We start from the raw sequence: 22,433 nt of genomic DNA on the forward strand, positions 1-22,433 counted from the left end.
GCGCCTGATGTCGCCGATGTCGGCCTGACGAATGCGGGATCGCAAGTCGAAGCATTGGGAGTCGCGGGTCGTCAAAGCCCACGACAGGCGGGAAAGGCAGGCGCGCGATGCGCAAGATGATGATCACGACTGCGGCGATTGTGACGTTCGCCGTTGCCGGCTCGGCGTTCTGGCCGACGGCAAGGCCCGATGTCGCGCAGTTCGGCGACAGCGTCTACGAGACGATCTGGGTCTGGCGAATTCCGGTCTACGCCAACAATCCGTCGTGGCGGGTTCGCTGGAGCTGGAGCGATCCGTTGCGCGCGCAGGCGAGATGCTGCCGCGCTCTGCCGACGAGTCTGACGCCGCGCGAGAAACCGCCGCTGCTGCTGTCGCGGCGGGACATCCACGTTTGACCGCGCGTACAAACGAGAGAGCAGTTCCCTTGCGCGAAGCGCATTTGATTCAAATTCGCGCTGTAGTTGAACTTACTTTTTATCCTTAACCAGAAACCTGATCTTTGATTTACATCTGCAAGATGCGGTTTACCTTGTCTCCGCGAGCACAGCGGATTCAGGGACAACAACAATATGCGCCAACCAAGCTTCACCCTGTGGTTGACCGTTGTTCTGGCGACGCAGGGTTTGAGCGTCGCGGCAGACGAGACAAGACCGGGCCAACCGGGTGCCGTTGCCGCCGCTGACCGCGTTGCATGTTCCCTGCAGCCAAAAAGTGAGGAACCGTCTGATCCGTCGTCGACCTCGGCAATTCCCCACGCCGAAAAATTCGTCGCGCGGGAACATTTCAAGGAGGACATCGCCTCGAGCGCGCCGGTCAGGATTTCCTGGTTAGGCGCGACCTTCGCGCAGCGCTTCACGAACAAGATCGAGGACGATAGCGGCGGCGCATCGTTGCAGACCTTCATCCTGAGCGCAGCCTCGAGCGACAAGGAGATCCTCGCCAAACTGGGTCAGAGCCACGAGAGCAGACTGGCCGACGTCTGGTGCGCGTTGAGGCGACAGCCCAGCGGCAGCAACGGCCCGCTGGAGGTCAACGCCAAGCCGAACGTGTTTTACGTCCGCGACAGCGCCGGAGAGCTTGGTGCCGTCGACGTGCTGTGGGGCGGCGTCGGCTGGGAAATCGGCGCAAGCCCGGTCGGCGACAAGCCGCGCTGGCCGGGCGGAACGCGGGTGTTCTCGCGCTGAGCCGGCCCCGCCATCTGGCGCTTCGTCTTCTTCGATGGATCGTGCGCGGCGGCCGAACCGTGCTATGCATCGTGCTCGATAGCGCGACTCACCTGCTCCATGGCCAAATCCACCCTCTCCTTCGTCTGCCAGAACTGCGGCGCGGCGTATAATCGCTGGCAGGGCAAGTGCGATTCCTGCGGCGAGTGGAACACGCTGGCCGAGGAAGACACCACGGGCTCGGTGCCGGTCTCGATCCGCAGCAAGCGCAAGGGACGGACGTTTGCGCTGGAATCGCTGTCCGGCAAGACCCAGGACGCGCCGCGGCTGTCCTCCGGGATGGCCGAGCTCGACCGCGTCACCGGCGGCGGCTTCGTCCGCGGCTCGGTGCTTTTGGTCGGCGGCGATCCCGGCATCGGAAAATCGACGCTGCTGACCCAGGCGACCAGCATGATGGCGCGCGCCGGCCACCGCGCCGTCTATATCTCCGGCGAAGAGGCGGTCGCCCAGGTGCGGCTGCGCGCCGAACGGCTCGGCCTCGCGGACGCGCCGGTGCAGCTGGCTTCGGAAACCTCGGTCGAGGACATCGTCGCGACGCTGTCGGAAGGCGCGGTGCCGCGCCTGATCGTGATCGACTCGATCCAGACCATGTGGACCGACACGGTGGAATCCGCGCCCGGCACGGTGACCCAGGTCCGCGCCTCGGCGCAGGCCCTCATTCGTTTTGCCAAGAAGACGGGTGCCGCGATTATCCTGGTCGGCCATGTGACAAAGGACGGCCAGATCGCCGGTCCCCGCGTGGTCGAGCACATGGTCGATGCGGTGCTGTCGTTCGAGGGCGAAGGCTCGCAGCAGTTCCGCATTCTGCGCTCGGTGAAGAACCGTTTTGGCGCGACCGACGAGATCGGCGTATTCGAGATGACCGGCCTCGGCCTGCGCGAGGTCACCAACCCTTCGGAATTGTTCCTCTCTGAGCGCGAGCTCGGCAGCCCCGGCACGGCGGTGTTCGCCGGCATCGAGGGCACCCGTCCGGTGCTGGTCGAGTTGCAGGCGCTGGTGGCACCGACCTCGCTCGGCACGCCACGCCGCGCCGTGGTCGGCTGGGACCCGAGCCGGCTGTCGATGGTGCTCGCGGTGCTCGAAGCGCATTGCGGCGTCAAATTGTCCGGACATGACGTCTATCTCAACGTCGCCGGCGGCCTGCGCATCCAGGAACCGGCCGCGGACCTTGCCGCGGCGGCCGCGCTGGTCTCCTCGCTGGTGAACGCGCCGCTGCCGACGGATGCGGTCTATTTCGGCGAGGTTTCGCTATCGGGCGCGATCCGCCCGGTGGCGCAGACCCCGGCCCGGCTCAAGGAGGCCCTCAAGCTCGGCTTCGCCCGCGCCATCCTGCCCGAATCGGCCCGCGGCGAGAGCGGCGGCGATTCAGGGCTCACCCTCAACAGCGTCGGCAATCTCACCACGCTGGTCGCCGAAATTGCGGCACGCGGTACGCCAAGAGGCGACCGGGGAACACCGCGAGGCGACCGGCGCGACCAGGACGGCTCCGGAGGCCCTGATGCGGCTGAGAAAAATGCCACACCGGCCCGATTCCGTCGCGAGACCAGCTAAAGCGGGCGTGACGTATCAGCCCCCCGCCGCTATACATCCGCCGCGCGGGACAGGTGGCGCTCTGGCCTTGCCGGATGCCCCCAATGCGCCTCAGTTAGGACGGCACCGACTTCGCCGATTCGCGAGAGCACTTAGCAGCGTAAGCCCTTAACAGCGTACCGAAACGTACCAGCGGACCTGACCAGCCGATGCCCATAACGATACTTGATCTCGTCCTGCTCGGCGTGATGCTGATTTCGGGCCTGCTCGCGATGGTGCGCGGCTTCATGCGCGAGATCCTGTCGATCGCGGCCTGGGGCGCCGCCGCGCTGGTCACGCTGTATGCGTTCTCGAAGCTTTTGCCGACCGCCAAGACCTATTTCAACAACGACACGGTCGCGGCCGTGGTCGTGGTGGCCGGCGTCTTCATCGGCACGCTGATCGTGGTCTCGATCGTCACGGTGCGGATCTCGGACATGATCCTGGATTCCCGGATTGGCGCCCTCGACCGCACCCTCGGCTTCCTGTTCGGGCTCGCCCGCGGCCTCCTGATCGTGGTCGTGGCGTTCATGTTCTTCACCTGGCTGGTTCCGGACAAGCAGCGGCCCGATTGGGTGACCGGGGCGAAGTCGCGGGTGGTGCTGCAGGGAACCGGGGATTGGCTGATGTCGCTCTTGCCTGACGACCCCGAGAACACCATCTTAAAGAAGTTCAAGAAGAATAAGCCAGACGACGATTCTGCGGCCGATACCAATGATCAGGCGACGCCGGCGTCGGGCGATGGCTATAGCAAACCTGCGCGTGACAGCTTGAAGAAGCTGATCGAGAAACCCGCGGGCCGATAAACTATTTGGGCCCTTACGAGAGGCGATGAACGAGATGCAGACCCCTTCGGATCATACCGACCAAATGGATCTCGACCTCGGCCCGATCGAACCGCAAGACCCTCTCAGATACCACCCCGACCTCGATGGCGACACGCTCCGCGAGGAATGCGGCGTGTTCGGCATCTTCGGCCATCCCGAGGCCGCCGCGATCACCGCACTCGGCCTGCACGCCCTGCAACACCGCGGCCAGGAAGCCGCCGGCATCGTCTCCTTCGACGGCAGCCGCTTCCACAGTGAACGCCGCCTCGGCCTGGTCGGCGACGCCTTCTCCCGCCGCGAGGTGATCGAGCGCCTGCCCGGCAACGCCGCGGTCGGCCATGTCCGCTACTCCACCACCGGCGGCACCATCCTGCGCAACGTGCAGCCGCTGTTTGCCGAGCTCAGCGCCGGCGGATTTGCGGTCGGCCACAACGGCAACCTCACCAACGGCCTGACCCTGCGCCGCGAGCTGGTCAAGGGCGGCGCCATGATGCAATCGACCACCGACACCGAGGTGATCCTGCATCTCGTGGCGCAGTCCAAGCGCACCCGCTTCATCGACCGCTTCATCGAGGCGCTGCGCACCATCGAGGGCGCCTATGCGCTGGTCGCGCTGACCAACAAGAAGCTGGTCGGCGCGCGCGACCCGCTCGGCATCCGCCCGCTGGTGCTCGGCGATCTCGACGGCTGTCCGATCCTGACCTCGGAGACCTGCGCGCTCGACATGATCGGCGCGAAATACGTCCGCGACATCGAGCCCGGCGAGATCATCGTGTTCGACGAGCGAGGGGCTCACAGCCACAAGCCGTTCCCGCCGAAGCCGGCCCGGCCCTGCATCTTCGAATACATCTATTTCGCGCGCCCGGACTCGATCGTCGGCGGCCGTTCGGTCTACGACGTGCGCAAGGCATTTGGCGCCCAGCTGGCGCGCGAGAGCCATCCCGAGGTCGACGTCGTGGTGCCGGTGCCGGATTCCGGCGTGCCCGCCGCGGTCGGCTACAGCCAGTATTCCGGCGTGCCGTTCGAGCTCGGCATCATCCGCAACCACTATGTCGGCCGCACCTTCATCCAGCCGACCCAGAGCGTGCGCGAGCTCGGCGTGCGCATGAAGCATTCGGCCAACCGCGCCGCGATCGAGGGCAAGCGCATCATCCTGATCGACGACAGTCTGGTGCGCGGCACCACCTCGAAGAAGATCGTGCGCATGATGCGCGATGCGGGCGCCCGCGAGGTGCATTTCCGCCTCGCCTCGCCGCCGATCCTCTATCCCGACTATTACGGCATCGACCTGCCGGACCGCGGCGGCCTGCTCGCCGCGACCCATTCGCTCGAGGAGATGCGCGACATCATCGGCGCCGACTCGCTCGCCTTCCTGTCGATCGACGGCATGTACCGCGCGATGGGCTATGAGGGGCGCGACCCGGCAAATCCGAGATTCGCCGACCATTGCTTCACCGGCGCCTACCCGACCCACCTCACCGACCAGAGCGAAACCGAGGCCCCGCCGCGCCAGCTCTCGCTGCTGGCGGAGGCGAGCTGAGGCGAAGCGTCATCCCGGGGCGATGCGCAGCATCGAACCCGGGATCTCGAAGTTGTCTTGCGTTCTTGCCTCAAATTTCGAGATTCCCCGATGCGCGATTGCGCATCTGAGGTCTGGTCCTTCGGACCATCCCGGAATGACCATGTCTTTTAGCCATGGCCGGGCTTGTCCCGGGCATTTCCGTCTGTAATACCCCGGGCAAACACGCGGACAGACAGACATGACAACACCCCTCGCCTCCCGTATCGCCCTCGTGACCGGCGCCTCGCGCGGCATCGGCTATGCGACCGCGGTCGCACTGGCCAAGGCCGGCGCGCATGTCGTGGCGGTGGCGCGCACACAAGGCGGGCTGGAAGAGCTCGACGACGAGATCCGCAAGGCCGGCGGCAGCGCCACCCTGGTGCCGCTCTCGCTCACCGATTACGACGGCATCGCGCGGCTCGGCCTTGCGCTGCATGAGCGCCACGGCAAGCTCGATATCCTGGTCGGCAATGCCGGCACCGCAGGGCCGTCGTCGCCGCTCGGCCATATCGAGCTGAAACCATGGAACGACGTGTTCGCGATCAACGTCACCGCCAACTTCCAGCTGATCCGCTGCATGGACCCGCTGCTGCGCCAATCCGACGCCGGCCGCTCGGTGTTCGTGACGTCGGGCGTGGCCCACAAGGCCAACGCCTATCTCGGCCCCTATGCGGCCTCGAAGGCCGCGCTGGAGGCACTGGTGCGCTCCTGGGCCAACGAGACCGCCAACACAAAGCTCCGCGTCAACCTGTTCAGCCCCGGGCCGATCCGCACCCGGATGCGCGCGCAGGTATTTCCCGGCGAAGACCCGATGACGCTGGATACGCCCGACATGGCCGCCGAATTCATCGTGCCGATGTGTTCGCCCGCGTGGACCGAGACCGGCAAGCTCTACGACTACAAGGCGCGCACGCTACGCAGCTTCCAGCCGCCGGCGTGAGCCCGGCTCTCTCTCTCGTAGCCCGGATGGAGCGAAGCGCAATCCGGGATAATCTCTACGCCGAGAAACCGGCCCCGGATTTCGCTTCGCTCCATCCGGGCTACGCACCTCCTTGCGATTGACTCGCTCGCGTCCCCACGATTGACTGCCCTTCCCAGCGGGACGCCCGCCAAGAAAAATTTCGGGAGGCAACATGACGCCGACGTTCAATCGCGCGCGCTTCATTCTGTCCGGATTGTTTCTCTCCGCCTGCATCGCATCATCAGCCCTTTTTGCTCAGCCAGCGCCCGCCAGGGCCAGTGACGTCCCGACGTTTGCGGTCGATGCGTCCTGGCCGAAGCAACTTCCCAACAACTGGATCCTCGGCCAGGTCGGCGGCATCACGGTGGATTGGCAGGGCCACATCTGGGTGATCCACCGGCCGCGCTCGCTGACCGACGACGAGAAGGGCGCGAGCCTCAATCCGCCGCGCTCGAAATGCTGCGTCTCGGCGCCGCCGGTGCTCGAATTCGACGCTGACGGCAATCTGCTGCGGTCCTGGGGCGGTCCGGGTGACGGCTATGAGTGGGTTGGCCGCGAGCACGGCATCGAGGTCGACGAGCGCGGCTTCGTCTGGATCGGCGGCAACGCCGACAATGACAATGCGATCCTCAAGTTCACCCTCGACGGCAAGTTCGTCTCGCAGATCGGCTCGATCGCACCGAGCAAGGGCAGCAACGACACCACCCAGCTCGGCAAGCCCGCCGAGACCGCGATCGACAAGGAGGCCAACGAGATCTACGTCGCCGACGGTTACGGCAACCGGCGCGTCATCGTGTTCGATGCCACCACCGGCGCCTACAAGCGGCACTGGGGCGCCTATGGCAACAAGCCCGACGACGCCAAGCAGCCGCCCTACGATCCGAAGGCGCAGGTCGCGCAGCAGTTCGGCAATCCCGTGCACTGCGTGAAGATCGCCAATGACGGACTGGTCTATGTCTGCGACCGCATCAACAACCGCATCCAGGTGTTCAGGAAGGACGGCGGCTTCGTGAAGGAGTTCTTCTTCGAGAAGAGCACGCTCGGCAACGGCGCGGTGTGGGACATCGCGCTGTGGCCCGATCCCAAGCAAACCTACCTGCTCTCCGCCGACGGCGAGAACAACGAGATCCGCATCATCAGGCGTGACGACGGCGCGGTGGTCGGCAGCTTCGGCCGTAACGGCCGCAACGCCGGGCAATTCCACTGGGTGCACGCGCTCGCGGTCGACGCCAAGGGCAACGTCTATACCGCCGAGGTCGACACCGGAAAGCGGATCCAGAAATTCAAGCTGACCTCCGACGCGCTCAAGTAAGGGTTTCACCGGATGACGCTTCGACGCAGGCCCACCCGGCTTTAGGCGGATTGCCGCCTCCCCCGGGAAAGGGTAAGCGGGAACTTGAGCGACCGGCAAAAAGGCTCCGCAAGAGGGCTGTCCGGGCTTTAGACAGTGGAGGGAATTTCATGACAACGACGTTTGTGCGGCGCTGCGCCGCGCTTCTTGCTTGCGCCGCACTCGGCCTTTCAACTTCTGCGTTCGCGCAGGACAAGACCGTCAAGATCGGCGTGCTCAACGACATGTCGAGCCTCTATGCCGACATCGGCGGCCCGAACTCGGTGGTCGCGATCAAGATGGCAGTGGAGGATTCCGGCCTGCTCAAGAAGGGCTGGAAGATCGACGTCCTCAGCGGCGACCACCAGAACAAGCCCGACGTCGGCGTCAACATCGCTCGGCAATGGGTCGACAACGAGAAGGTCGATGCGATCGCCGACACGCCGAACTCCGGCGTGGCGCTTGCGGTCAACAATCTCGTCAAGGAAAAGAACATCGTCCTGCTGAATTCGGGCGCGGCGACCGCCGACCTCACCGGCAAGGCCTGCACGCCGAACACGATTTCATATACCTACGACACCTACATGCTGGCCAACGGCACCGGCAAGGCCCTGACGAAGGCCGGCGGCGACACCTGGTTCTTCCTGACGGCCGACTATGCATTCGGCCACGCGCTTGAGCGCGACACCACCGCGGTCGTCAACGCCAATGGCGGCAAGGTGCTCGGAAGCGTCAAGCATCCGATCAACACCGCCGATTTCTCGTCGTTCCTGCTGCAGGCACAATCGTCCAAGGCCAAGGTGGTCGGCCTCGCCAATGCCGGCGGCGACACCACCAACGCGATCAAGCAGGCGGCCGAATTCGGCATCGTTTCCGGCGGCCAAAAGCTCGCGGCGCTGCTGCTGTTCATCAACGACGTGCATTCGCTCGGGTTGAAGACCGCGCAAGGCCTGACGTTCACGGAATCCTTCTATTGGGACATGAACGATCAGACCCGCGCCTGGTCGAAGCGGTTCTCCGCTTTGGCCAGCAAGAACGCGATGCCGTCGATGACCCAGGCCGGCAACTACGCGATGGTGCTGCACTATCTCAAGGCGATGGAAGCGCTCGGCGGCAATCCGCATGACGGTGCCAAGGTCGTCGCCAAGATGAAGGAATTGCCGACCGACGATCCGCTGTTCGGCAAGGGCCCGCTGCGCGCCGACGGCCGGCGCCTGATACCGGCCTATCTGTTCGAGGTGAAGAAGCCCGAAGAGTCCAAATACCCATGGGACTATTACAAGCTGATCGCCACGATCGCGCCGGAAGACGCCGCGAAGCCGCTTGAGGCCAGCGACTGTCCGCTGGTGAAGAAGTAAGCGAAGTCCGCAGGGTGGGTTTGCGAAGCGCAACCCACCCTGCATTCATCACTTAGCGGCCGACTTCCGCGCCGGCGGTGGCAACGACGCCCATTCCCTGTCGGCGCGCGGGCCGCCGACGTCGCCGGTCAGGCCGACGAGCTGGCCCGGCTGCACGTCCAGCGTCTGCGTCCAGGTCTGGGTCTGGCACAGCAGCTTGAGCAGGCATCCCTTGAGCTTCAGCCGGTCGGACTTGTCGCGCCACAGCGAGACCGCATAGGACTTGCCGTCCTCGGCGTTGTAGATGTCGCCGTCGAACCTGCCCTCCGGCGTCAGCTTCAATCCGAGGATCAGCTGATGGCCGAGCAGCGCACGCGTCCGCTTGTCGGGTTCGGGATTGAAGCTGTCGCGGAGCGGCTGGCCGTGTGAATCGAGCGGATCCTTCATCCACACGATGAAGCCGCAGATGCGGTCATGCGCAGGGCCGCAGCGCTCGAGGCGGATGCGTGCGCGGCCGTCTTCGGTCAGCCAGGTGCCGCTGGGATCGGCTGGGGCAATCGTCTCGGCGCGGCCGGTCGAGCTCATCAGCAAGGCAGCGACGAGGCTGCGCAGAAACATGCGAACCAGAAAGTTCATGGTAAAGGACCTTTCAGCGTCGGGATGGTTTGCGGACGCGCGCGGCGCGCGTCACTTCAATTGCGCCATGAAGGCATCGGCACCCTTGTCGATGCCGGCGGTGGCCGCGGCGAGATCGCCGACGCTGGCCTTGATGTCGTAGGCATTGGGATATTGCTTGCTGACATAGGCGCCGAGCAGCCGCGAGGTCGAGCTGTCGAACATCTCGACGGCATAGATGACGGAGCCGGTCATCGTGCCCTCGCCGTCGCGCGCGGCCTGCACGCCGTTGTAGACCGCGCCCGCCAGATCGAAACGCGACAGCGTGCCGAGCACCGGCGTGTTGGCGACCGCGCCGGTCAGCGTCAGCCGCAGGCGGAACGTGTTCGGCCCGCGCGCGTTCACCAGCGTGAAGCGGCCGCGCAGCTTGTCGGCGAAGCGGGTCTGCATGTAGGCAGCGAGCGTCTGCTTGTCCTTCTCGGACATGTCGCCGAATTGATGATCCGCGCCGCGATAGATCACGACCGGATCGATCATCACCTTGTTGTAGCTCCGCCAGTCGACCGGCGGCGCATAGCGATACGGCACACGTCCCGAAGAATCGGACGTATCCGGCGTCATGTAGGCCGACGATGCCACATCCGAATAGGCCACCGGCGTGACGGCGGCACATCCTCCGGCGAGGACGCAAAGCGCCATCGCTCCCAGACCGCGCACGGCGATCGAGCTCTCCATTCCAATCTCCTCATCCGACCCTAAAGCGGAAGAGCAGCTCGGCCGCAGCCGCGTCCGGGGCTAAAAAGTACGGCTGCGGCCGTCACTGCCGACCTGGCTCGCCGTCGCGGGGCGCCGCCAGACCTTGCCTCAGTGCGATCAACTATAAAACCGACCAGTTGGTTTGTAAAGTTGCAATCGCAGGAAACGCGTCAGAAAAATGCGGTGTCGAAATGTCGTGTTAGCTAGCTGGCGAGGCGACTTCGCGAATGGCGGCCGCGCGTTGTCACAAACCCGCGACATCTCGTGTGGTACGGCAGAAATCGCCGGGGGATTTCAGGGGCCCGGTGCCGATCCAACGCCGCCAAGCGATCCATATTCCGCTTGGGCGGCGTTGTGCTTTCGGCAGCGCCGGAATTCAGCGGCGCTTGCGAACCGATGCGGGCTTTTCCGAGCGCGCACCGGCCGAAGGCGAAGATGCCGTGCGCGCCGCCGTCGCCTTGGCTGGCTTTACTGCTTCCGACGCGCCCTGCTCCATCGCGGTCCACTTGCTGTCGTCGAGCAAGCGCTCGAACAGGCGATCGCGCTCCGCCTCGGTCAGCGACAACATGCCGAACAACGAACTCAGCAGCAGCCCCCGCGCCGCCGCCCAGCGCAGCAGCGCGAGATCGGGATCGCTGGCCTCGGCCTTCATCAGCGCGACCTTCTTGATGTCGACATCGCGCGGCATCGCCATCAATTCGGGGTTCTCGTTCATCGCCGCCAGCAGTGCGAACGCCCCTGCCCGCGGCGTTGAGATCGCCTCCCGCAGCGTCGCGATCTGCGCCGACAGTTCGGGCTGGTCCGTGGTCCCGCGTACCTTTTCGATGTAGCGGTTCGAGAATTCCTCGAAATGCGCCATCTGCTGCTCGAGCAACGCGCGCAGCACCGCTTCCTTGGTGCGGAACTGATGCATCACGCCGCCCTTGCTGAGACCGCTCTCGCGCGCAATCGCGTCCAGCGTCAGGCGCCCCGGACCATCGCGCGTCACGATGGTGATCGCGGCGTCGAGTGCGGCGTTGCGGGAGCGTTCCGAACGGGAAGGATTATCCATGGTGTACTCAGGAAGGAGTCGCTTGAGATCACAGTATCTCAGCGGCTTCGGTCAATCTCAAGCGCTGCGAGGCAGCGCGAACGGCGTCCCCGGAATGGCGGTGTCGCCCTCGGAAGACGCGTCAATCTCGGGAATCGGTCATCGACCTATCCGATCGCTCACGCGCACAAGCGAACCTTCTGCAGCAGGCCATGAAGGAAGCCGTAGGCCATTCGGCCGACGACCCGTTCCCCTCGACCGCGAGCGCGGGCGATGGCCTGCGCCTCGGCATAACTGGCGGCGACAATCGTCCCGTGCCTGCCGCCATCGAGTTTCAGGTCGGTCAGGTAGACAAGGCCGCGCGACGTCAGCAGCGCCGCCTGCGCGGCGCTGAAGCGGGTCAATTCATCGCAGATATCAACGGCCTCGTCGGTCACCATGCTGCTCCTGGCAGCGCGCCCCGGAGCGAGACGCGTCGTCATCCGGCATCATATATAAACCAACCGGATGGTTTGTAAATGGACAATATGACGCAATCCGCCCGGTGCGGCCGGACACATCATCGTGTCGGATCGGCGCGCTCGCATTCGTCCTCGAAGCATCAGCCAGCATTCGGAGCACGCGAGCGATGACACAGCAGAAACAGAAAGCGGAAACCGAAATCAGGGCGCTCATCGACGCCTGGACGGACGCCGTCCGCCGACGCGACTATCCCGGCATCTTCGCCCATCACGATCAGGACATCGTGATGTTCGACGTTCCGCCGCCATTGCAGTCACGCGGATTGGATGAATACCGGAAGACGTGGGACTTGTTCTTCAGGTATCACCGCCCATCCTACGCCTTCGATGTCAAGGAGATCGCGATCACGGCCGGCGATGATGTGGCCTTCGCGGTCGCGGTGATGCGGTGCGGGCCACCTGATGCCACGTTCCAGTTCAGGCTGACGATCGGATTGCGCAAGGTCGACGGCGAGTGGCGCGTCACGCACGAGCACCATTCGGTGCCGGCGACGGAATAGAGCGTCTCGTGGTGGATCCGTCGGCGGCCCGCCCTACGCTCTCTTTGCCGCCGTCGTGCGCCAGGCGATGGCGAGCGCGAGCAGCAGCAGCGCGCCGGCCAGATAGAACGGCGCGCCGGGCATCTTCACCGGCACGGTATCGCCGATGAAATACGCAAACGTCAGCGTGAACAGGAACGGGCCGATCAATTCCGACATGCTCTGCACGCTTGAAGTCGCGCCCTGCAACTGGCCCTGCTGGTCGGCGGCGACGAGCTGCGTCGTCAGCGCCTGCGTGGCAGCGCCCGAGAGGCCCCACAGCGCCATCACGGGAATGCCGATCCAGAACAGCTGGCCGGTCGGCGCGGCGCCGAAGATCACGAAGCCCAGGGCGCCGCAGACGAGGCCGAGGAACAGCGCGTTACGCTCGCCGAGGCGCTGCACGATCGGGCCGATCGCCGCGCCCTGCACGATCATGCCGCAGAGGCCGACCAGCGCCAGCGTCGCGCCGACGGTGCCGGTGTCCCAGCCATAGCGATAGGTGGCGTAGAGCACGAACACCGAAGGCAGCACGACATGCGCGAGCTGGCCGAAGAACGTCGCCAGCGACAGGCCGGCGAGCGTCCGGTTCGAGCGCAGGAAATGCAGCGCGCCGATCGGATTGGCGCTCTTCCATTTGAACGGCGCGCGCCGCTCCACGGGCAGCGATTCCGGCAGGATGAACAGGCCATACAGCCCGTTGACGAAGCTCAAACCCGCCGCCGCCCAGAACGGCAGCCGCGGGTCGATCTCGCCGAGCAGCCCGCCGAGCGCCGGTCCGAGGATGAAGCCGGCGCCGAAGGCAACGCCGATCTTGCCGAACATCGCGGCGCGCTGCTCCGGCGCGGTGACGTCGGCGATATAGGCGAACACGGTCGAGATGCTCGACGAGGTGATGCCCGAGATCGCCCGCCCGATGAACAGCCAGATCAGGTTCGGCGCCAGCGCCATCAGCACATAGTCGGCGGCGAGACCGAAATTCGACAGCAGCACCACCGGCCGGCGGCCGAAGCGATCGGACAGCGCGCCGAGGATCGGCGAGCAGACGAACTGCATCAAGGCCCAGATCGAGCCGAACACGCCGAAGATGCGCGCCGCATTTGCGGTGTCGTTGTTGACGAAGCCTTCGATCAGCTTGGGCAGGATCGGGATGATGATCCCGAGCGCGAGCATGTCGAGCAGAAGGGTGATGAAGATGAAGATCACCGCGCCGCTGCGCGGTTGCGCTACAGCAACCGTGTCACCCTCCGACCTTTCGCTCACGACGGCCGTTTGCGCTTGTGGGCGAACGGATTGGCCTTCTCGCGCAGCGTGATCCGGATCGGCGTGCCCGGCAGATCGAACGTCTCGCGCAGCGAGTTGATGAGGTAGCGCAGATAGGATCGCGGGATCGCATCGGCGCGCGAGCAGAACAGCACGAAGCTCGGCGGGCGCGCTTTCACTTGCGTGATGTAGTTCAGCTTCAGCCTGCGGCCCGAGACCGCCGGCGGCGGGTTGGCCTGGATCGCCTGCTCGAACCAGCGATTGAGCGCCGAGGTCGGCAAGCGCCGGTTCCAGACCGCGTAGGCCTCCTGGATCGCCGTCATCAGGCGGTCGATGCCCTCGCCCATCAGGCCGGAGACGGCCACGATCGGCGCGCCCTTGACCTGCGGCAGCCAGTGGTCGGCATCGGTGCGCAGTTGCGAGATCTGGTTGGGCTTGCGCTCGACCAGGTCCCATTTGTTGACCGCGAGCACGATGGCGCGGCCTTCGCGCTCGATCAGGTCGGCGATGCGCAGGTCCTGCTCCTCGAACTTGTTCTGCGCGTCCATCATCATCACGACGACTTCGGCAAAACGCACCGCGCGCAACGCGTCGGCGACCGAGAGCTTTTCCAGCTTCTCCTCGATCCGCGAGCGGCGGCGCAGGCCGGCGGTGTCGAACACCCGGAACTGGCGGCCCTGCCAGGTGATCTCGACCGCGATGGAATCGCGCGTGGTGCCGGCCTCGGGGCTGGTCAGCAGCCGCTCCTCGCCGAGCAGATGGTTGATCAGCGTCGACTTGCCGGCATTCGGCCGGCCGACGATGGCGACGCGGATCGGGCGCTGCGCGGCCTCCTCCTCCGAGATGTCCTCATCGTCCTCGACGTCGTCGTCTTCCTCCGGCGTCTCCGGCACCAGCGCGCTCAGCGCCTCGTGGAGGTCGCCCATGCCCTCGCCATGCTCGGCCGAGATCTGGACGGGATCGCCGAGCCCGAGCGCGTAGGATTCCATCGCGCCGATCTCGCCATGCTTGCCCTCGGCCTTGTTGGCGACCAGCACCACCGGCTTGTTGGCCTTTCGCGCGAAGTCGGCGAAGGCACGGTCGGTCGGCGTCAAGCCGACGCGGGCGTCGATCACGAACATCAGGGCGTCGGCGAGCTCGATCGCGGTTTCGGTCTGCTCCTGCATCCGCGCCGTCAGCGAACCCTTGGCGCCTTCGTCCAGACCTGCGGTGTCGATGATGGTGAAGTCGAGGTCGTAGAGCCTGGCCTGGCCCTCGCGACGGTCACGCGTCACGCCGGGCTCGTCGTCGACCAGCGCGAGCTTCTGGCCGACCAGCCGGTTGAACAGCGTCGACTTTCCGACATTGGGCCGGCCGATAATGGCGATGGTGAAAGACATGGATCATCCAGGCGCCGCGTTGCGGCGCGCGTCAATGAATTGAAGCAGGAGCCTAGCGGCTAAATCCGCCGCTCGGTAGCGGTGCGGGGAAGGCGCCGCCGGATTGTTGCGTGGTCTGGGTCTGCTGGGCCGGCGCCGCGGGCTGTGCCTGCTGGTCGTCGGCGGGCGGCGCGGTGGTGCGGCGGCGGACGATCTTCTTCGGCTTCGGCTCCGGCGGCAGCGCGGCGGGCGCGCCCTCCTCGGCTGCGGCATCGGGAGCAGCCGTCTGATCCGCGGCCGGCGCTGCGCTACCCTTGGCGTGCTTCTTGGCGCCCTTCGGCGGCTCCGGCGGCGGGGCCGGCTGGGCAGCGGCGGCTGCCGCGGCGTTCTGCTGATCGAGCTGTTCCTGCTGCGAGCCCTTGTACAATTCCTTCGGCACGCCTTGCTCCAGGCCGGGCACGCCTTCGGGGAAGACCGGCTTGCGGTCGCCCTGCAGCTTCTTCTTGGAATCGAGGAAGTCGAGCAGGTCGCTCGGATCGAAATTGGACATGCCGCCACCGCCGCACCCCGCCAGCACGCTGCAAAGCGCGGTCAGAACTGCGGCTGCGATCAGGCGTTGCGAGCGGCGCATGGTCGATCTCTCAAACTCGGGTTTCGCGCCAAGTCAGCTTTTCGCGACCGGCGGCAACAAGGCCTGCAGCGCTTCGGCACGCGAGCGCAGGCTCGGCGGCGTCTCGCCGTCATTGGCAATCTGGTCGAGCCACTGCCGCGCGGCGGTGGCATCGTTGGCGCGCCAGGCCGACAGCGCCAGCAGCTCGCGGGCGGAGTGACGGAACGTCGAGTCCTTCGCCGTTGCCGTGGCCTCGAGCCGTTGCAGCATGTTCGGATAGGTGGTGGTTTCCATCACGAGCTGCGCGGCGCGGATCCGCGCCAGGTCCTGCTCGGGACCGCCGACGCTGCGGTCGGCTGCGATCTCGTCATAGAGCTTCGCGGCAGCCGGCTGATCGCGGGTCGCGACCTCGGCAGCCATGCGCAGCCGCGCCAGGGTGCGGTAGCCGGACGGTGCCTTGGTGATGAGAGCGGCGAACGCAGCCTCGGCCTCGGCGTGCTTGTTCTGATCGGACAGTTCGACGGCGCGGTCGAACGCCGCACCGGCCTCGGCGGCCTTCTTGGCCTCGAGATACTGGTAGCCGCGCCAGCCACCGACGCCCGCAACGATCAGGATCGCCAGGGCGATGATAAAGAGCGAGTACTTGTCCCACAGCTTCTTGAGCTGATCGCGACGGACTTCCTCGTCGACTTCGTCAAATAATTCAGACACTTAAGGCTATCCCACCCCCTCGGGACCGCTGCTATCGGTGGGGCCCAGCCCTACCCGATCCCCACATCGCGGCGGCGTTACCCTAATGGTGTGGCGGAGGCAAGGCAAAGCGAGGCGGATCAAAGCGTTAACGGGGGACGTTTGCAGCGGGCCGCAACGGGACTGCGTGGCCTCCCTCTCCCGCTTGCGGGCGAGGGTTGGGGTGGGGTTATCGCCGCGAGTCGGATCGAACAGAGAAAACCCCATTGGCGCGAGAGCCCCTCCCGCCGCGCTGCGCGCGCCGACCTAAGAGCGAGCTTCGCTCGTCTCGACCCCCGCAAGCGGGAGAGGTCGACCGAATTCGCGGATGGTACGTCCACGCCGCGCTACGCGTCTACCGCGGACAGGCTCTCCCTGATCTGGCGCTTGATCACCTTGCCATTGGCGTTGCGCGGCAGCGGCTCTGATGTCAGCGCCATGGTCTCCGGCACCTTGTAGTCGGAGAGCCGCTCGGCGCACCAGGCGCGCAGGCTCTCCGCGTTCACGTCGGTGCGGGTCACGATCACGGCGTGCACGCGCTCGCCGAGCACCGGGCACGGCTTGGCGATGATCGCGCTCTCGACCACGGCGGGATGGCCGGCCAGGACAGACTCGACCTCGGCGGAATAGATCTTCAGGCCGCCGCGGTTGATCATGTCCTTCTGGCGATCGAACACGCGGACGAAGTTTGCCGCGTCGATCGAACCGAGATCGCCGGAATGCCAGAAGCCGGCGGTGAAACTCTCCACGGTCGCCTTCGGATTGTTCCAGTAGCCCTTGATGACCGAGGCGCTGCGGATCCAGAGCTCGCCGATCTCGCCGCGCGGCAGTTCGCGCCCGTCAGCGCCCATCACGATGATCTCGGCACCGGGGCACGGCAGGCCGACGCTGTCGATATGGGCGGCGGTCAGTTCGCCCGGCATCAGCGTCGAGGGCGACGTGGTCTCGGTCGCGCCGTAGCAATTCGCAAGCTTCAGCCCGGGAATCTTGGCGTCGAGCTTTTCGATGGTTGCGACCGGCATCGGCGCGCCGCCGAAGCCGCCGATCCGCCAGCTCGACAGATCGTAGCTGTCGAAATCCGGCTGCATCAGGCAGAGATTATACATCGCCGGCACCATCACCGTGTAGCTGACGCGCTCGCGCGCCGCGACCTTCAGATATTCCGAGGCCTTGAACTCCGGCATGATGATCAGCGCGCCGGCGCAGCGTGCCATGGTGGTGATGTTGGCGACCGCGCCGGTGACATGCGCGAGCGGCACCGCGGCGATCGAGCGATCCGACTTGGTCAGATTCAAGCACGACACGAACACCATCGAGGAGTGGATGATGTTGCAATGGGCGAGCATGGCGCCCTTGGGCCGGCCCGTGGTGCCCGATGTGTAGAGGATCATCGCGGTGTCCTCTTCCCTCACCTGTGCCGGCGCCTGGGCCGCAACGTTGTCGACGAGACCGGCGAATTGCGACGCGCCGTCGTCGCTGACCGAGATGCGATGCTTGAGGCCGGGAACATCGGCCGCATCAGGGATGCGGTCGGCGAGCGTGGCCTCATGGACCAGAAGCGTCGCGCCGCAATCGTTCAGCACATAGGCGATCTCGGGCTTCTGCTGGCGCGTCGAGAGCAGCACCGTGACCAACCCGGCATGCGCGGCGGCGAACATCGTCAGCACGAATTCGATGCGGTTGCCGAGCAGGATCGCGACGCGGTCGCCGGGCGCAAGGCCGAGTCTTGCAAAGCCCGCCGCGACCTTGGCCGATTTCTCCGCGACCTCGCGCCAGCTCAGGCGCATCGCGCCACAGACCAGCGCCTCGCCGTCGCCGTTCTGCGCAACGGCGTCCGCGATCATCCCCCACAGGCTGCCGGGCCGCTCCGGGAAAGCCGGCACGACGCGGTCGCCGAACCGCGGCTCAAGCCGCATCGGTGGAATTGCGTGCTGCGACCAGTCCATGCGCGCCCCGTCAGCTCTTCTTCATGCCGTAGACGTGCTCCGGCCCCGGGAAGGCGCGGCTCTTCACATCGCGCGCATAGCCCGCGATCGCCTCCTCGATCATCGGCCCGAGATTGCCGTAGCGGCGCACGAATTTCGGCGCCCGCGGCGACAGGCCGAGCATGTCCTCCAGCACCAGCACCTGGCCGTCGCAGGCCGCGCTGGCGCCGATGCCTATGGTCGGCACCGCGATCGACTGCGTGATCTTGCGCGCCAGCGGCTCGGCGACCGCCTCGACCACGATCGAGAAGGCGCCGGCTTCCGCGATCGCCCTGGCGTCGTTCTCGATCGGTGCCCAGTTCTCCTCCTCGCGGCCCTGCGCGCGGAACGAGCCAAGCGTGTTGATCGACTGCGGCGTCAGACCGATATGGCCCATCACCGGAATGCCGCGCTCGGACAGGAACGCCACCGTCTCCGCCATCCGCGCGCCGCCCTCGAGCTTGACCGCGCCGCACAGCGTCTCCTTCATGATCCGCACCGCGGATTGAAACGCCTGCTCCTTCGAACCCTCATAGGAGCCGAACGGCATGTCGACGACCACGAGCGCAGCTTGCGAGCCGCGCATCACCGCGCGGCCCTGCAGGATCATCATGTCGAGCGTGACCGGCACCGTGGTCTCGAAGCCGTGCATGACGTTGCCGAGGGAATCGCCGACCAGGATGGCGTCGCAATGACGGTCGACCAGCGCCGCGGTGTGCGCGTGATAGGACGTCAGCATCACGATCGGCTCGCCGTTCTTGCGGGCGCGCAGATCGGGCGCGGTCTTGCGTTTGATGGCGGATTGAACAGACATAGTCAGGCTCCCATGACAGGCACGCCGATCACGACCGGGTGGAACGCAAACGCCAGCGCCAGATAGACGATGACACCGACCGCGATCGCGATCAGGTCGTTGGTTGGGCCGCCCACCGGAATCGGCGGCGCGCCGGCATCCGTGCGGCGCTTCAGCGAGATGCGGTCATAGACCGCCCAGCCGAGAAACGAGCCGAACAGGATGATCGAGCCGAGGTCGCCGTTGGCGAGCAGATGCGCGAACGCCCACAGCTTCACGCCGGCGAGCATCGGATGCTTCAGCGTGGTGTAGATGCGGCCGCGGATATAGGAGGCGACGACGAGGATGACGGCGGGCAGCATCAGCGCCACCGTGATGTGCTTGAACGCTGTCGGCGGGGTCCAGACGTCGATCCATCCGCTCGCGCGATAATGCGCAAAGCCCCAGATGATCAGCACGAGCCCGGCCGCGGAGGCGAGCGAATAGGCGATCTTGTAGCCGCCCTCGCCCATCGCCTTGATCAGGCCGGCGCGCATTTCGCGCAGGCTTGACAGCACATGGACGCCGAGGAACAGCACGAGACCCAGGATCATGACGAGCAGTCCCACGATGTTCCTCCCCTGATCGAATTAATGCCTTCGCGTATCACCTTCGCCGGGCGGGTGGCAATGCGTCACGCCACGACTCCGTCATTCCGGGATGGCCCGCAGGGCCGGACCCGGAATCTCGAGGTTGCCGGGCGCGCAAGCCAATCCCGGGATTCCGGGTTCGCGCTTCCAGCGCGCCCCGGAATGACGTATCTCACGGCTTGTTGGCCGATTTGGCCAGCTCCCGGTTGTCGACATAGCGGATCATGATCGGCCGGCCGGCCAGCGCGCCGCCCAATCCGCCGGTGAATTTCAGCGGCAGGCAGGCACCCAGCGAGGCGTTGATCGCATTGAGGTAGGTGGTGCGGGTGTCGGCCGGGATGCCCCGCGTCGAAAACGTCAGGCGCGGCGCGCCGATCATCTCGCCCGATCGTTTGAAGCTGAATCGCACCGACATCTGCATGCCCGCGCGCGCGTCGTCCGGCGGTGGCGGCGCCCAGCAGGCGCGCAGCGCGGCGAACAGATCGCCGATGGTATTGAGATCATGATCCGGCTTGCGGTACTTCTCGGCCTGATCCTGCGGTGGCACGGTCAGGATCGTGAGCTGGAGATTTTCGCCGTACGGATAATCCATCTCGGGCAGGCATGGCCCGTGGTTGAACACGCTGCAATAGGACGGGATGCAAGGCCCTTCGTCGAGCACGCTGCAAGGCGTGTGTGCGAAGGGCGCCGGGTTGGTTTGTTGCCGCTGCTGCGCAGAGGCCGCGCTCGCGAGCGCAAAGGCCGGCACGGCAAAAGCGAGGCAGATGGCGACGCGTCGGAGCATGCAGGCGGACCCGGATTGCACTCCGGAGAAAATGGGTCCGCGGCCGGACCGCATCAAGCGGGGCGGCGTTCAATTCCTCGCGCTTGTCAATACTAAAACCTAGGTTCGGCCGGTTCGTGTCCCCTTGATACCGGCGAGGATGAGATCGATGCCGGCGAGATAGTCGACACGGTCGTCGTGGTCCCGCATCGCGCCGGCCACGCTGCGTGCAAACGGGTAGTCGCTTGCGTCGAGCGCGGACCAGTCGGTCGCCACCGCATCCAGGAAGCTCGATCGGTCCAGGCCATGCGTCCGCGCGAACTGCGCGTTGGCTGCGTTCTGGCCACCGACGCCAAGGATGTAGTTCAGCAGGACCGAGACGATCGTCCACTGCGTGTCGGCAGCCACGCCAAGCGCGCGAACCTGCTGGCCGATGCACTCCAGAACGCGCACGGTCGGCAACTGCCCGGCGGCACGGATCAGCGCTGTCCCGACCCACGCATGCGCCTCCATTGCGTCGAACATGCCGAGCGCAAGGGCGCGAATGGTGGCCTTCGGCGATCCGCTGATCGCGTGCGCATCCACCATGCGCGCGACAATGGCGTCGCAGGCGGCGACCAGCAGATCACTCTTGTTGGCGATATGCCAGTAGATCGCGCCGGGACCGGTCGCGAGCCGTTCGGACAGGGCGCGGAACGTCAGACCGTCCTCGCCGCTTTCGTCCAGGAGTTCGATCGAAGCCTCGATGATGCGATCCCGCGAGAGCGAGTCCTCGCGTCGCTGGCTGCTGCGCGCCTTCTTGACCATGCCGCATCTTGACACGTCTGGAACGGCATTCCAAGTATATGGAACGACGTTCCATAACTCTCAGTCTCCGCGCCGGAAGGACTCCGCATGAAATCTCCCGTCACGATCGTCGGTGCCGGCCTCAGCGGCCTGACGCTTGCCCGCGTCCTCCACGTCCACGGGATCGCAGCGATCGTCTACGAAGCGGAAGCCTCCGCAGAGGCACGAACGCAGGGCGGCATGCTCGATATCCATGAGCACAACGGCCAACGCGCGCTGAAGGCCGCAGGCCTCTTTGAGGAGTTCCGCGAGCTGATCCACCCCGGCGGCCAGGAAACCCGCGCGCTCGATACCCAAGGCAATGTCCTGCTGCATCATCCAGATGACGGCACGGGCGGGCGCCCCGAGGTACCCCGAGGCGAGCTACGTCGGATCCTGCTCAACTCGCTGCCCGAGGGCACGGTGCATTGGGGATCTAAGGTCACCGCGGCCACTCCGCTCGGCGGTGGAAGGCACCTATTGAGCTTTGCCGACGGCGCGACGGTGACGACCGACCTTCTGGTCGGGGCCGACGGTGCCTGGTCGCGCGTGCGATCGCTTCTCTCCGCAGACAAGCCGACCTATGTCGGCACTTCGTTCATCGAGACATATCTGTTCGACGCCGATGTCCGTCACCGAGCGAGCGCGGAAGCGGTTGGCGGCGGCGCCATGTTCGCGCTGGCGCCGGGAAAGGGCATCGCCGCGCATCGTGAGCCGAACGGCGTGCTGCACACCTATGTGGCGCTGACCAAGCGTGAGGAATGGTTTGCCAACCTCGACTTCTCCAACCCTGCGAGCGCCCTCGCCCGCGTCGCCGAGGAATTCGATGGCTGGGCCCGGGCGCTGACCGCGCTGATCACCGATGGCGAGACGGCGCCGGTGCTGCGCCTCATCCATGCGCTTCCGGTCGCACATCAATGGGACCGCGTGCCCGGCGTCACGCTGCTCGGCGATGCCGCGCATCTGATGGTTCCATCGGGCGAAGGCGCCAATCTCGCAATGTACGACGGTGCCGAACTCGGCGCGGCGATCGCTGCCAACCCAGGTGACGTCGAGGCCGCGCTCGCCGCCTATGAAGAGGACCTGTTTCCCCGCAGCGCGTCCGAAGCGGCTGATGCGGAGGAGCTCCTCGAGTTGTGCTACGGCGCTAACGCGCCGCACAGCCTGATCGACTTTTTCGGCAGTCACCTCCCCGCCGAGAACCGTAGCGAGTAACGGAGAAGCCGCGGCGTACCGGGTCCCGCGCCTTCC

The 22,433-nt window shown here is 65.8% G+C and carries 23 protein-coding genes; 10 read left to right on the plus strand and 13 right to left on the minus strand.

Annotation, left to right across the window (positions count from 1 at the left end; translation table 11 throughout):
- Positions 1-107: 107 nt before the first annotated feature.
- The 8 genes from J2R78_RS38815 (at position 108) to J2R78_RS38850 (ending at position 8,829) form a co-directional block, all read left to right on the plus strand.
- Positions 108-395: a hypothetical protein gene (locus J2R78_RS38815; RefSeq protein ID WP_253608927.1), complete on the plus strand. Its 288-nt coding sequence runs from the start codon at positions 108-110 to the stop codon at positions 393-395.
- 174 nt (positions 396-569) lie between these two features.
- The gene (locus J2R78_RS38820) at positions 570-1,184 is read left to right on the plus strand and encodes a hypothetical protein (RefSeq protein WP_253608928.1); all 615 of its coding nucleotides are present in this window, start codon (positions 570-572) and stop codon (positions 1,182-1,184) included.
- Between the two features lie 99 nt (positions 1,185-1,283).
- Positions 1,284-2,774, plus strand: coding sequence for a DNA repair protein RadA (gene radA / locus J2R78_RS38825; protein ID WP_253608929.1), 1,491 nt, complete (start codon positions 1,284-1,286; stop codon positions 2,772-2,774).
- 188 nt (positions 2,775-2,962) lie between these two features.
- Positions 2,963-3,598 carry a CvpA family protein gene (locus tag J2R78_RS38830; RefSeq protein WP_026192677.1) on the plus strand — a complete coding sequence of 212 codons (636 nt, stop codon included), beginning with the start codon at positions 2,963-2,965 and terminating at the stop codon, positions 3,596-3,598.
- 34 nt (positions 3,599-3,632) lie between these two features.
- The gene (purF, locus tag J2R78_RS38835; protein ID WP_253610026.1) at positions 3,633-5,159 is read left to right on the plus strand and encodes an amidophosphoribosyltransferase; all 1,527 of its coding nucleotides are present in this window, start codon (positions 3,633-3,635) and stop codon (positions 5,157-5,159) included.
- Between the two features lie 220 nt (positions 5,160-5,379).
- A complete protein-coding gene (locus J2R78_RS38840) occupies positions 5,380-6,120 on the plus strand; it encodes an SDR family NAD(P)-dependent oxidoreductase (protein WP_253608930.1) in 741 nt (246 codons plus the stop codon).
- 193 nt (positions 6,121-6,313) lie between these two features.
- Positions 6,314-7,453, plus strand: coding sequence for a hypothetical protein (locus J2R78_RS38845; protein ID WP_253608931.1), 1,140 nt, complete (start codon positions 6,314-6,316; stop codon positions 7,451-7,453).
- Between the two features lie 149 nt (positions 7,454-7,602).
- A complete protein-coding gene (locus J2R78_RS38850) occupies positions 7,603-8,829 on the plus strand; it encodes an ABC transporter substrate-binding protein (protein WP_253608932.1) in 1,227 nt (408 codons plus the stop codon).
- Positions 8,830-8,877: 48 nt separating this feature from the next.
- Here the strand turns inward: J2R78_RS38850 and J2R78_RS38855 are convergent, their stop codons facing one another.
- The 4 genes from J2R78_RS38855 to J2R78_RS38870 all read right to left on the minus strand — a co-directional run bounded on the left by J2R78_RS38855 (position 8,878) and on the right by J2R78_RS38870 (position 11,646).
- Positions 8,878-9,444 (minus strand): DUF2147 domain-containing protein, encoded by a 567-nt coding sequence (locus J2R78_RS38855; RefSeq protein ID WP_253608933.1) that lies wholly within the window; start codon positions 9,442-9,444, stop codon positions 8,878-8,880.
- Between the two features lie 51 nt (positions 9,445-9,495).
- Positions 9,496-10,158 carry a DUF3313 domain-containing protein gene (locus tag J2R78_RS38860; protein ID WP_253608934.1) on the minus strand — a complete coding sequence of 221 codons (663 nt, stop codon included), beginning with the start codon at positions 10,156-10,158 and terminating at the stop codon, positions 9,496-9,498.
- A 397-nt stretch (positions 10,159-10,555) separates the two neighbouring features.
- Complete coding sequence (locus tag J2R78_RS38865) at positions 10,556-11,230, minus strand: TetR/AcrR family transcriptional regulator (RefSeq protein WP_253608935.1); 675 nt, start codon at positions 11,228-11,230, stop codon at positions 10,556-10,558.
- Positions 11,231-11,388: 158 nt separating this feature from the next.
- Complete coding sequence (locus J2R78_RS38870) at positions 11,389-11,646, minus strand: hypothetical protein (RefSeq protein WP_253636038.1); 258 nt, start codon at positions 11,644-11,646, stop codon at positions 11,389-11,391.
- Positions 11,647-11,837: 191 nt separating this feature from the next.
- Between J2R78_RS38870 and J2R78_RS38875 the strand changes: the two genes are divergently transcribed.
- A complete protein-coding gene (locus tag J2R78_RS38875) occupies positions 11,838-12,230 on the plus strand; it encodes a nuclear transport factor 2 family protein (protein WP_253608937.1) in 393 nt (130 codons plus the stop codon).
- Positions 12,231-12,263: 33 nt separating this feature from the next.
- Here the strand turns inward: J2R78_RS38875 and J2R78_RS38880 are convergent, their stop codons facing one another.
- The 9 genes from J2R78_RS38880 to J2R78_RS38920 all read right to left on the minus strand — a co-directional run bounded on the left by J2R78_RS38880 (position 12,264) and on the right by J2R78_RS38920 (position 21,164).
- Entirely contained in the window at positions 12,264-13,511 is a 1,248-nt protein-coding gene (locus J2R78_RS38880) for an MFS transporter (protein ID WP_057019856.1), read from the minus strand.
- Positions 13,508-14,890: a ribosome biogenesis GTPase Der gene (der, locus tag J2R78_RS38885; protein ID WP_253608938.1), complete on the minus strand. Its 1,383-nt coding sequence runs from the start codon at positions 14,888-14,890 to the stop codon at positions 13,508-13,510. The genes J2R78_RS38880 and der overlap by 4 nt, the downstream gene beginning before the upstream one ends.
- 52 nt (positions 14,891-14,942) lie before the next feature.
- Positions 14,943-15,500, minus strand: coding sequence for a hypothetical protein (locus J2R78_RS38890; protein WP_253608939.1), 558 nt, complete (start codon positions 15,498-15,500; stop codon positions 14,943-14,945).
- 33 nt (positions 15,501-15,533) lie between these two features.
- A complete protein-coding gene (locus tag J2R78_RS38895; RefSeq protein WP_253608940.1) occupies positions 15,534-16,190 on the minus strand; it encodes a tetratricopeptide repeat protein in 657 nt (218 codons plus the stop codon).
- A gap of 365 nt (positions 16,191-16,555) precedes the next feature.
- Positions 16,556-18,154, minus strand: coding sequence for a class I adenylate-forming enzyme family protein (locus tag J2R78_RS38900; RefSeq protein ID WP_253608941.1), 1,599 nt, complete (start codon positions 18,152-18,154; stop codon positions 16,556-16,558).
- Positions 18,155-18,164: 10 nt separating this feature from the next.
- The gene (gene panB / locus J2R78_RS38905; protein ID WP_018271260.1) at positions 18,165-18,986 is read right to left on the minus strand and encodes a 3-methyl-2-oxobutanoate hydroxymethyltransferase; all 822 of its coding nucleotides are present in this window, start codon (positions 18,984-18,986) and stop codon (positions 18,165-18,167) included.
- Between the two features lie 2 nt (positions 18,987-18,988).
- Entirely contained in the window at positions 18,989-19,573 is a 585-nt protein-coding gene (locus tag J2R78_RS38910; RefSeq protein WP_092088328.1) for an NnrU family protein, read from the minus strand.
- A 193-nt stretch (positions 19,574-19,766) separates the two neighbouring features.
- Positions 19,767-20,378 carry a hypothetical protein gene (locus J2R78_RS38915; protein WP_253608942.1) on the minus strand — a complete coding sequence of 204 codons (612 nt, stop codon included), beginning with the start codon at positions 20,376-20,378 and terminating at the stop codon, positions 19,767-19,769.
- Between the two features lie 99 nt (positions 20,379-20,477).
- Complete coding sequence (locus J2R78_RS38920; RefSeq protein ID WP_253608943.1) at positions 20,478-21,164, minus strand: TetR/AcrR family transcriptional regulator; 687 nt, start codon at positions 21,162-21,164, stop codon at positions 20,478-20,480.
- An 87-nt stretch (positions 21,165-21,251) separates the two neighbouring features.
- On the opposite strand from J2R78_RS38920, the gene J2R78_RS38925 reads away from it, so the two are divergent.
- Positions 21,252-22,397 (plus strand): NAD(P)/FAD-dependent oxidoreductase, encoded by a 1,146-nt coding sequence (locus J2R78_RS38925; protein WP_253608944.1) that lies wholly within the window; start codon positions 21,252-21,254, stop codon positions 22,395-22,397.
- Positions 22,398-22,433 lie beyond the last annotated feature (36 nt).

It is taken from the genome of Bradyrhizobium sp. USDA 4538, assembly GCF_024171045.1.
Lineage (GTDB): Bacteria > Pseudomonadota > Alphaproteobacteria > Rhizobiales > Xanthobacteraceae > Bradyrhizobium > Bradyrhizobium australafricanum.

Excerpts from the sequence above, each read along its gene's own strand:
- J2R78_RS38815 (WP_253608927.1), top strand. The coding sequence starts at position 108 with ATGCGCAAGATGATGATCACGACTGCGGCGATTGTGACGTTCGCCGTT.
- J2R78_RS38820 (WP_253608928.1), top strand. The coding sequence starts at position 570 with ATGCGCCAACCAAGCTTCACCCTGTGGTTGACCGTTGTTCTGGCGACG.
- radA (WP_253608929.1), top strand. The coding sequence starts at position 1,284 with ATGGCCAAATCCACCCTCTCCTTCGTCTGCCAGAACTGCGGCGCGGCG.
- J2R78_RS38830 (WP_026192677.1), top strand. The coding sequence starts at position 2,963 with ATGCCCATAACGATACTTGATCTCGTCCTGCTCGGCGTGATGCTGATT.
- purF (WP_253610026.1), top strand. The coding sequence starts at position 3,633 with ATGCAGACCCCTTCGGATCATACCGACCAAATGGATCTCGACCTCGGC.
- J2R78_RS38840 (WP_253608930.1), top strand. The coding sequence starts at position 5,380 with ATGACAACACCCCTCGCCTCCCGTATCGCCCTCGTGACCGGCGCCTCG.
- J2R78_RS38845 (WP_253608931.1), top strand. The coding sequence starts at position 6,314 with ATGACGCCGACGTTCAATCGCGCGCGCTTCATTCTGTCCGGATTGTTT.
- J2R78_RS38850 (WP_253608932.1), top strand. The coding sequence starts at position 7,603 with ATGACAACGACGTTTGTGCGGCGCTGCGCCGCGCTTCTTGCTTGCGCC.
- J2R78_RS38855 (WP_253608933.1), bottom strand. The coding sequence starts at position 9,444 with ATGAACTTTCTGGTTCGCATGTTTCTGCGCAGCCTCGTCGCTGCCTTG.
- J2R78_RS38860 (WP_253608934.1), bottom strand. The coding sequence starts at position 10,158 with ATGGAGAGCTCGATCGCCGTGCGCGGTCTGGGAGCGATGGCGCTTTGC.
- J2R78_RS38865 (WP_253608935.1), bottom strand. The coding sequence starts at position 11,230 with ATGGATAATCCTTCCCGTTCGGAACGCTCCCGCAACGCCGCACTCGAC.
- J2R78_RS38875 (WP_253608937.1), top strand. The coding sequence starts at position 11,838 with ATGACACAGCAGAAACAGAAAGCGGAAACCGAAATCAGGGCGCTCATC.
- der (WP_253608938.1), bottom strand. The coding sequence starts at position 14,890 with ATGTCTTTCACCATCGCCATTATCGGCCGGCCCAATGTCGGAAAGTCG.
- J2R78_RS38890 (WP_253608939.1), bottom strand. The coding sequence starts at position 15,500 with ATGCGCCGCTCGCAACGCCTGATCGCAGCCGCAGTTCTGACCGCGCTT.
- J2R78_RS38900 (WP_253608941.1), bottom strand. The coding sequence starts at position 18,154 with ATGGACTGGTCGCAGCACGCAATTCCACCGATGCGGCTTGAGCCGCGG.
- panB (WP_018271260.1), bottom strand. The coding sequence starts at position 18,986 with ATGTCTGTTCAATCCGCCATCAAACGCAAGACCGCGCCCGATCTGCGC.
- J2R78_RS38915 (WP_253608942.1), bottom strand. The coding sequence starts at position 20,378 with ATGCTCCGACGCGTCGCCATCTGCCTCGCTTTTGCCGTGCCGGCCTTT.
- J2R78_RS38920 (WP_253608943.1), bottom strand. The coding sequence starts at position 21,164 with ATGGTCAAGAAGGCGCGCAGCAGCCAGCGACGCGAGGACTCGCTCTCG.
- J2R78_RS38925 (WP_253608944.1), top strand. The coding sequence starts at position 21,252 with ATGAAATCTCCCGTCACGATCGTCGGTGCCGGCCTCAGCGGCCTGACG.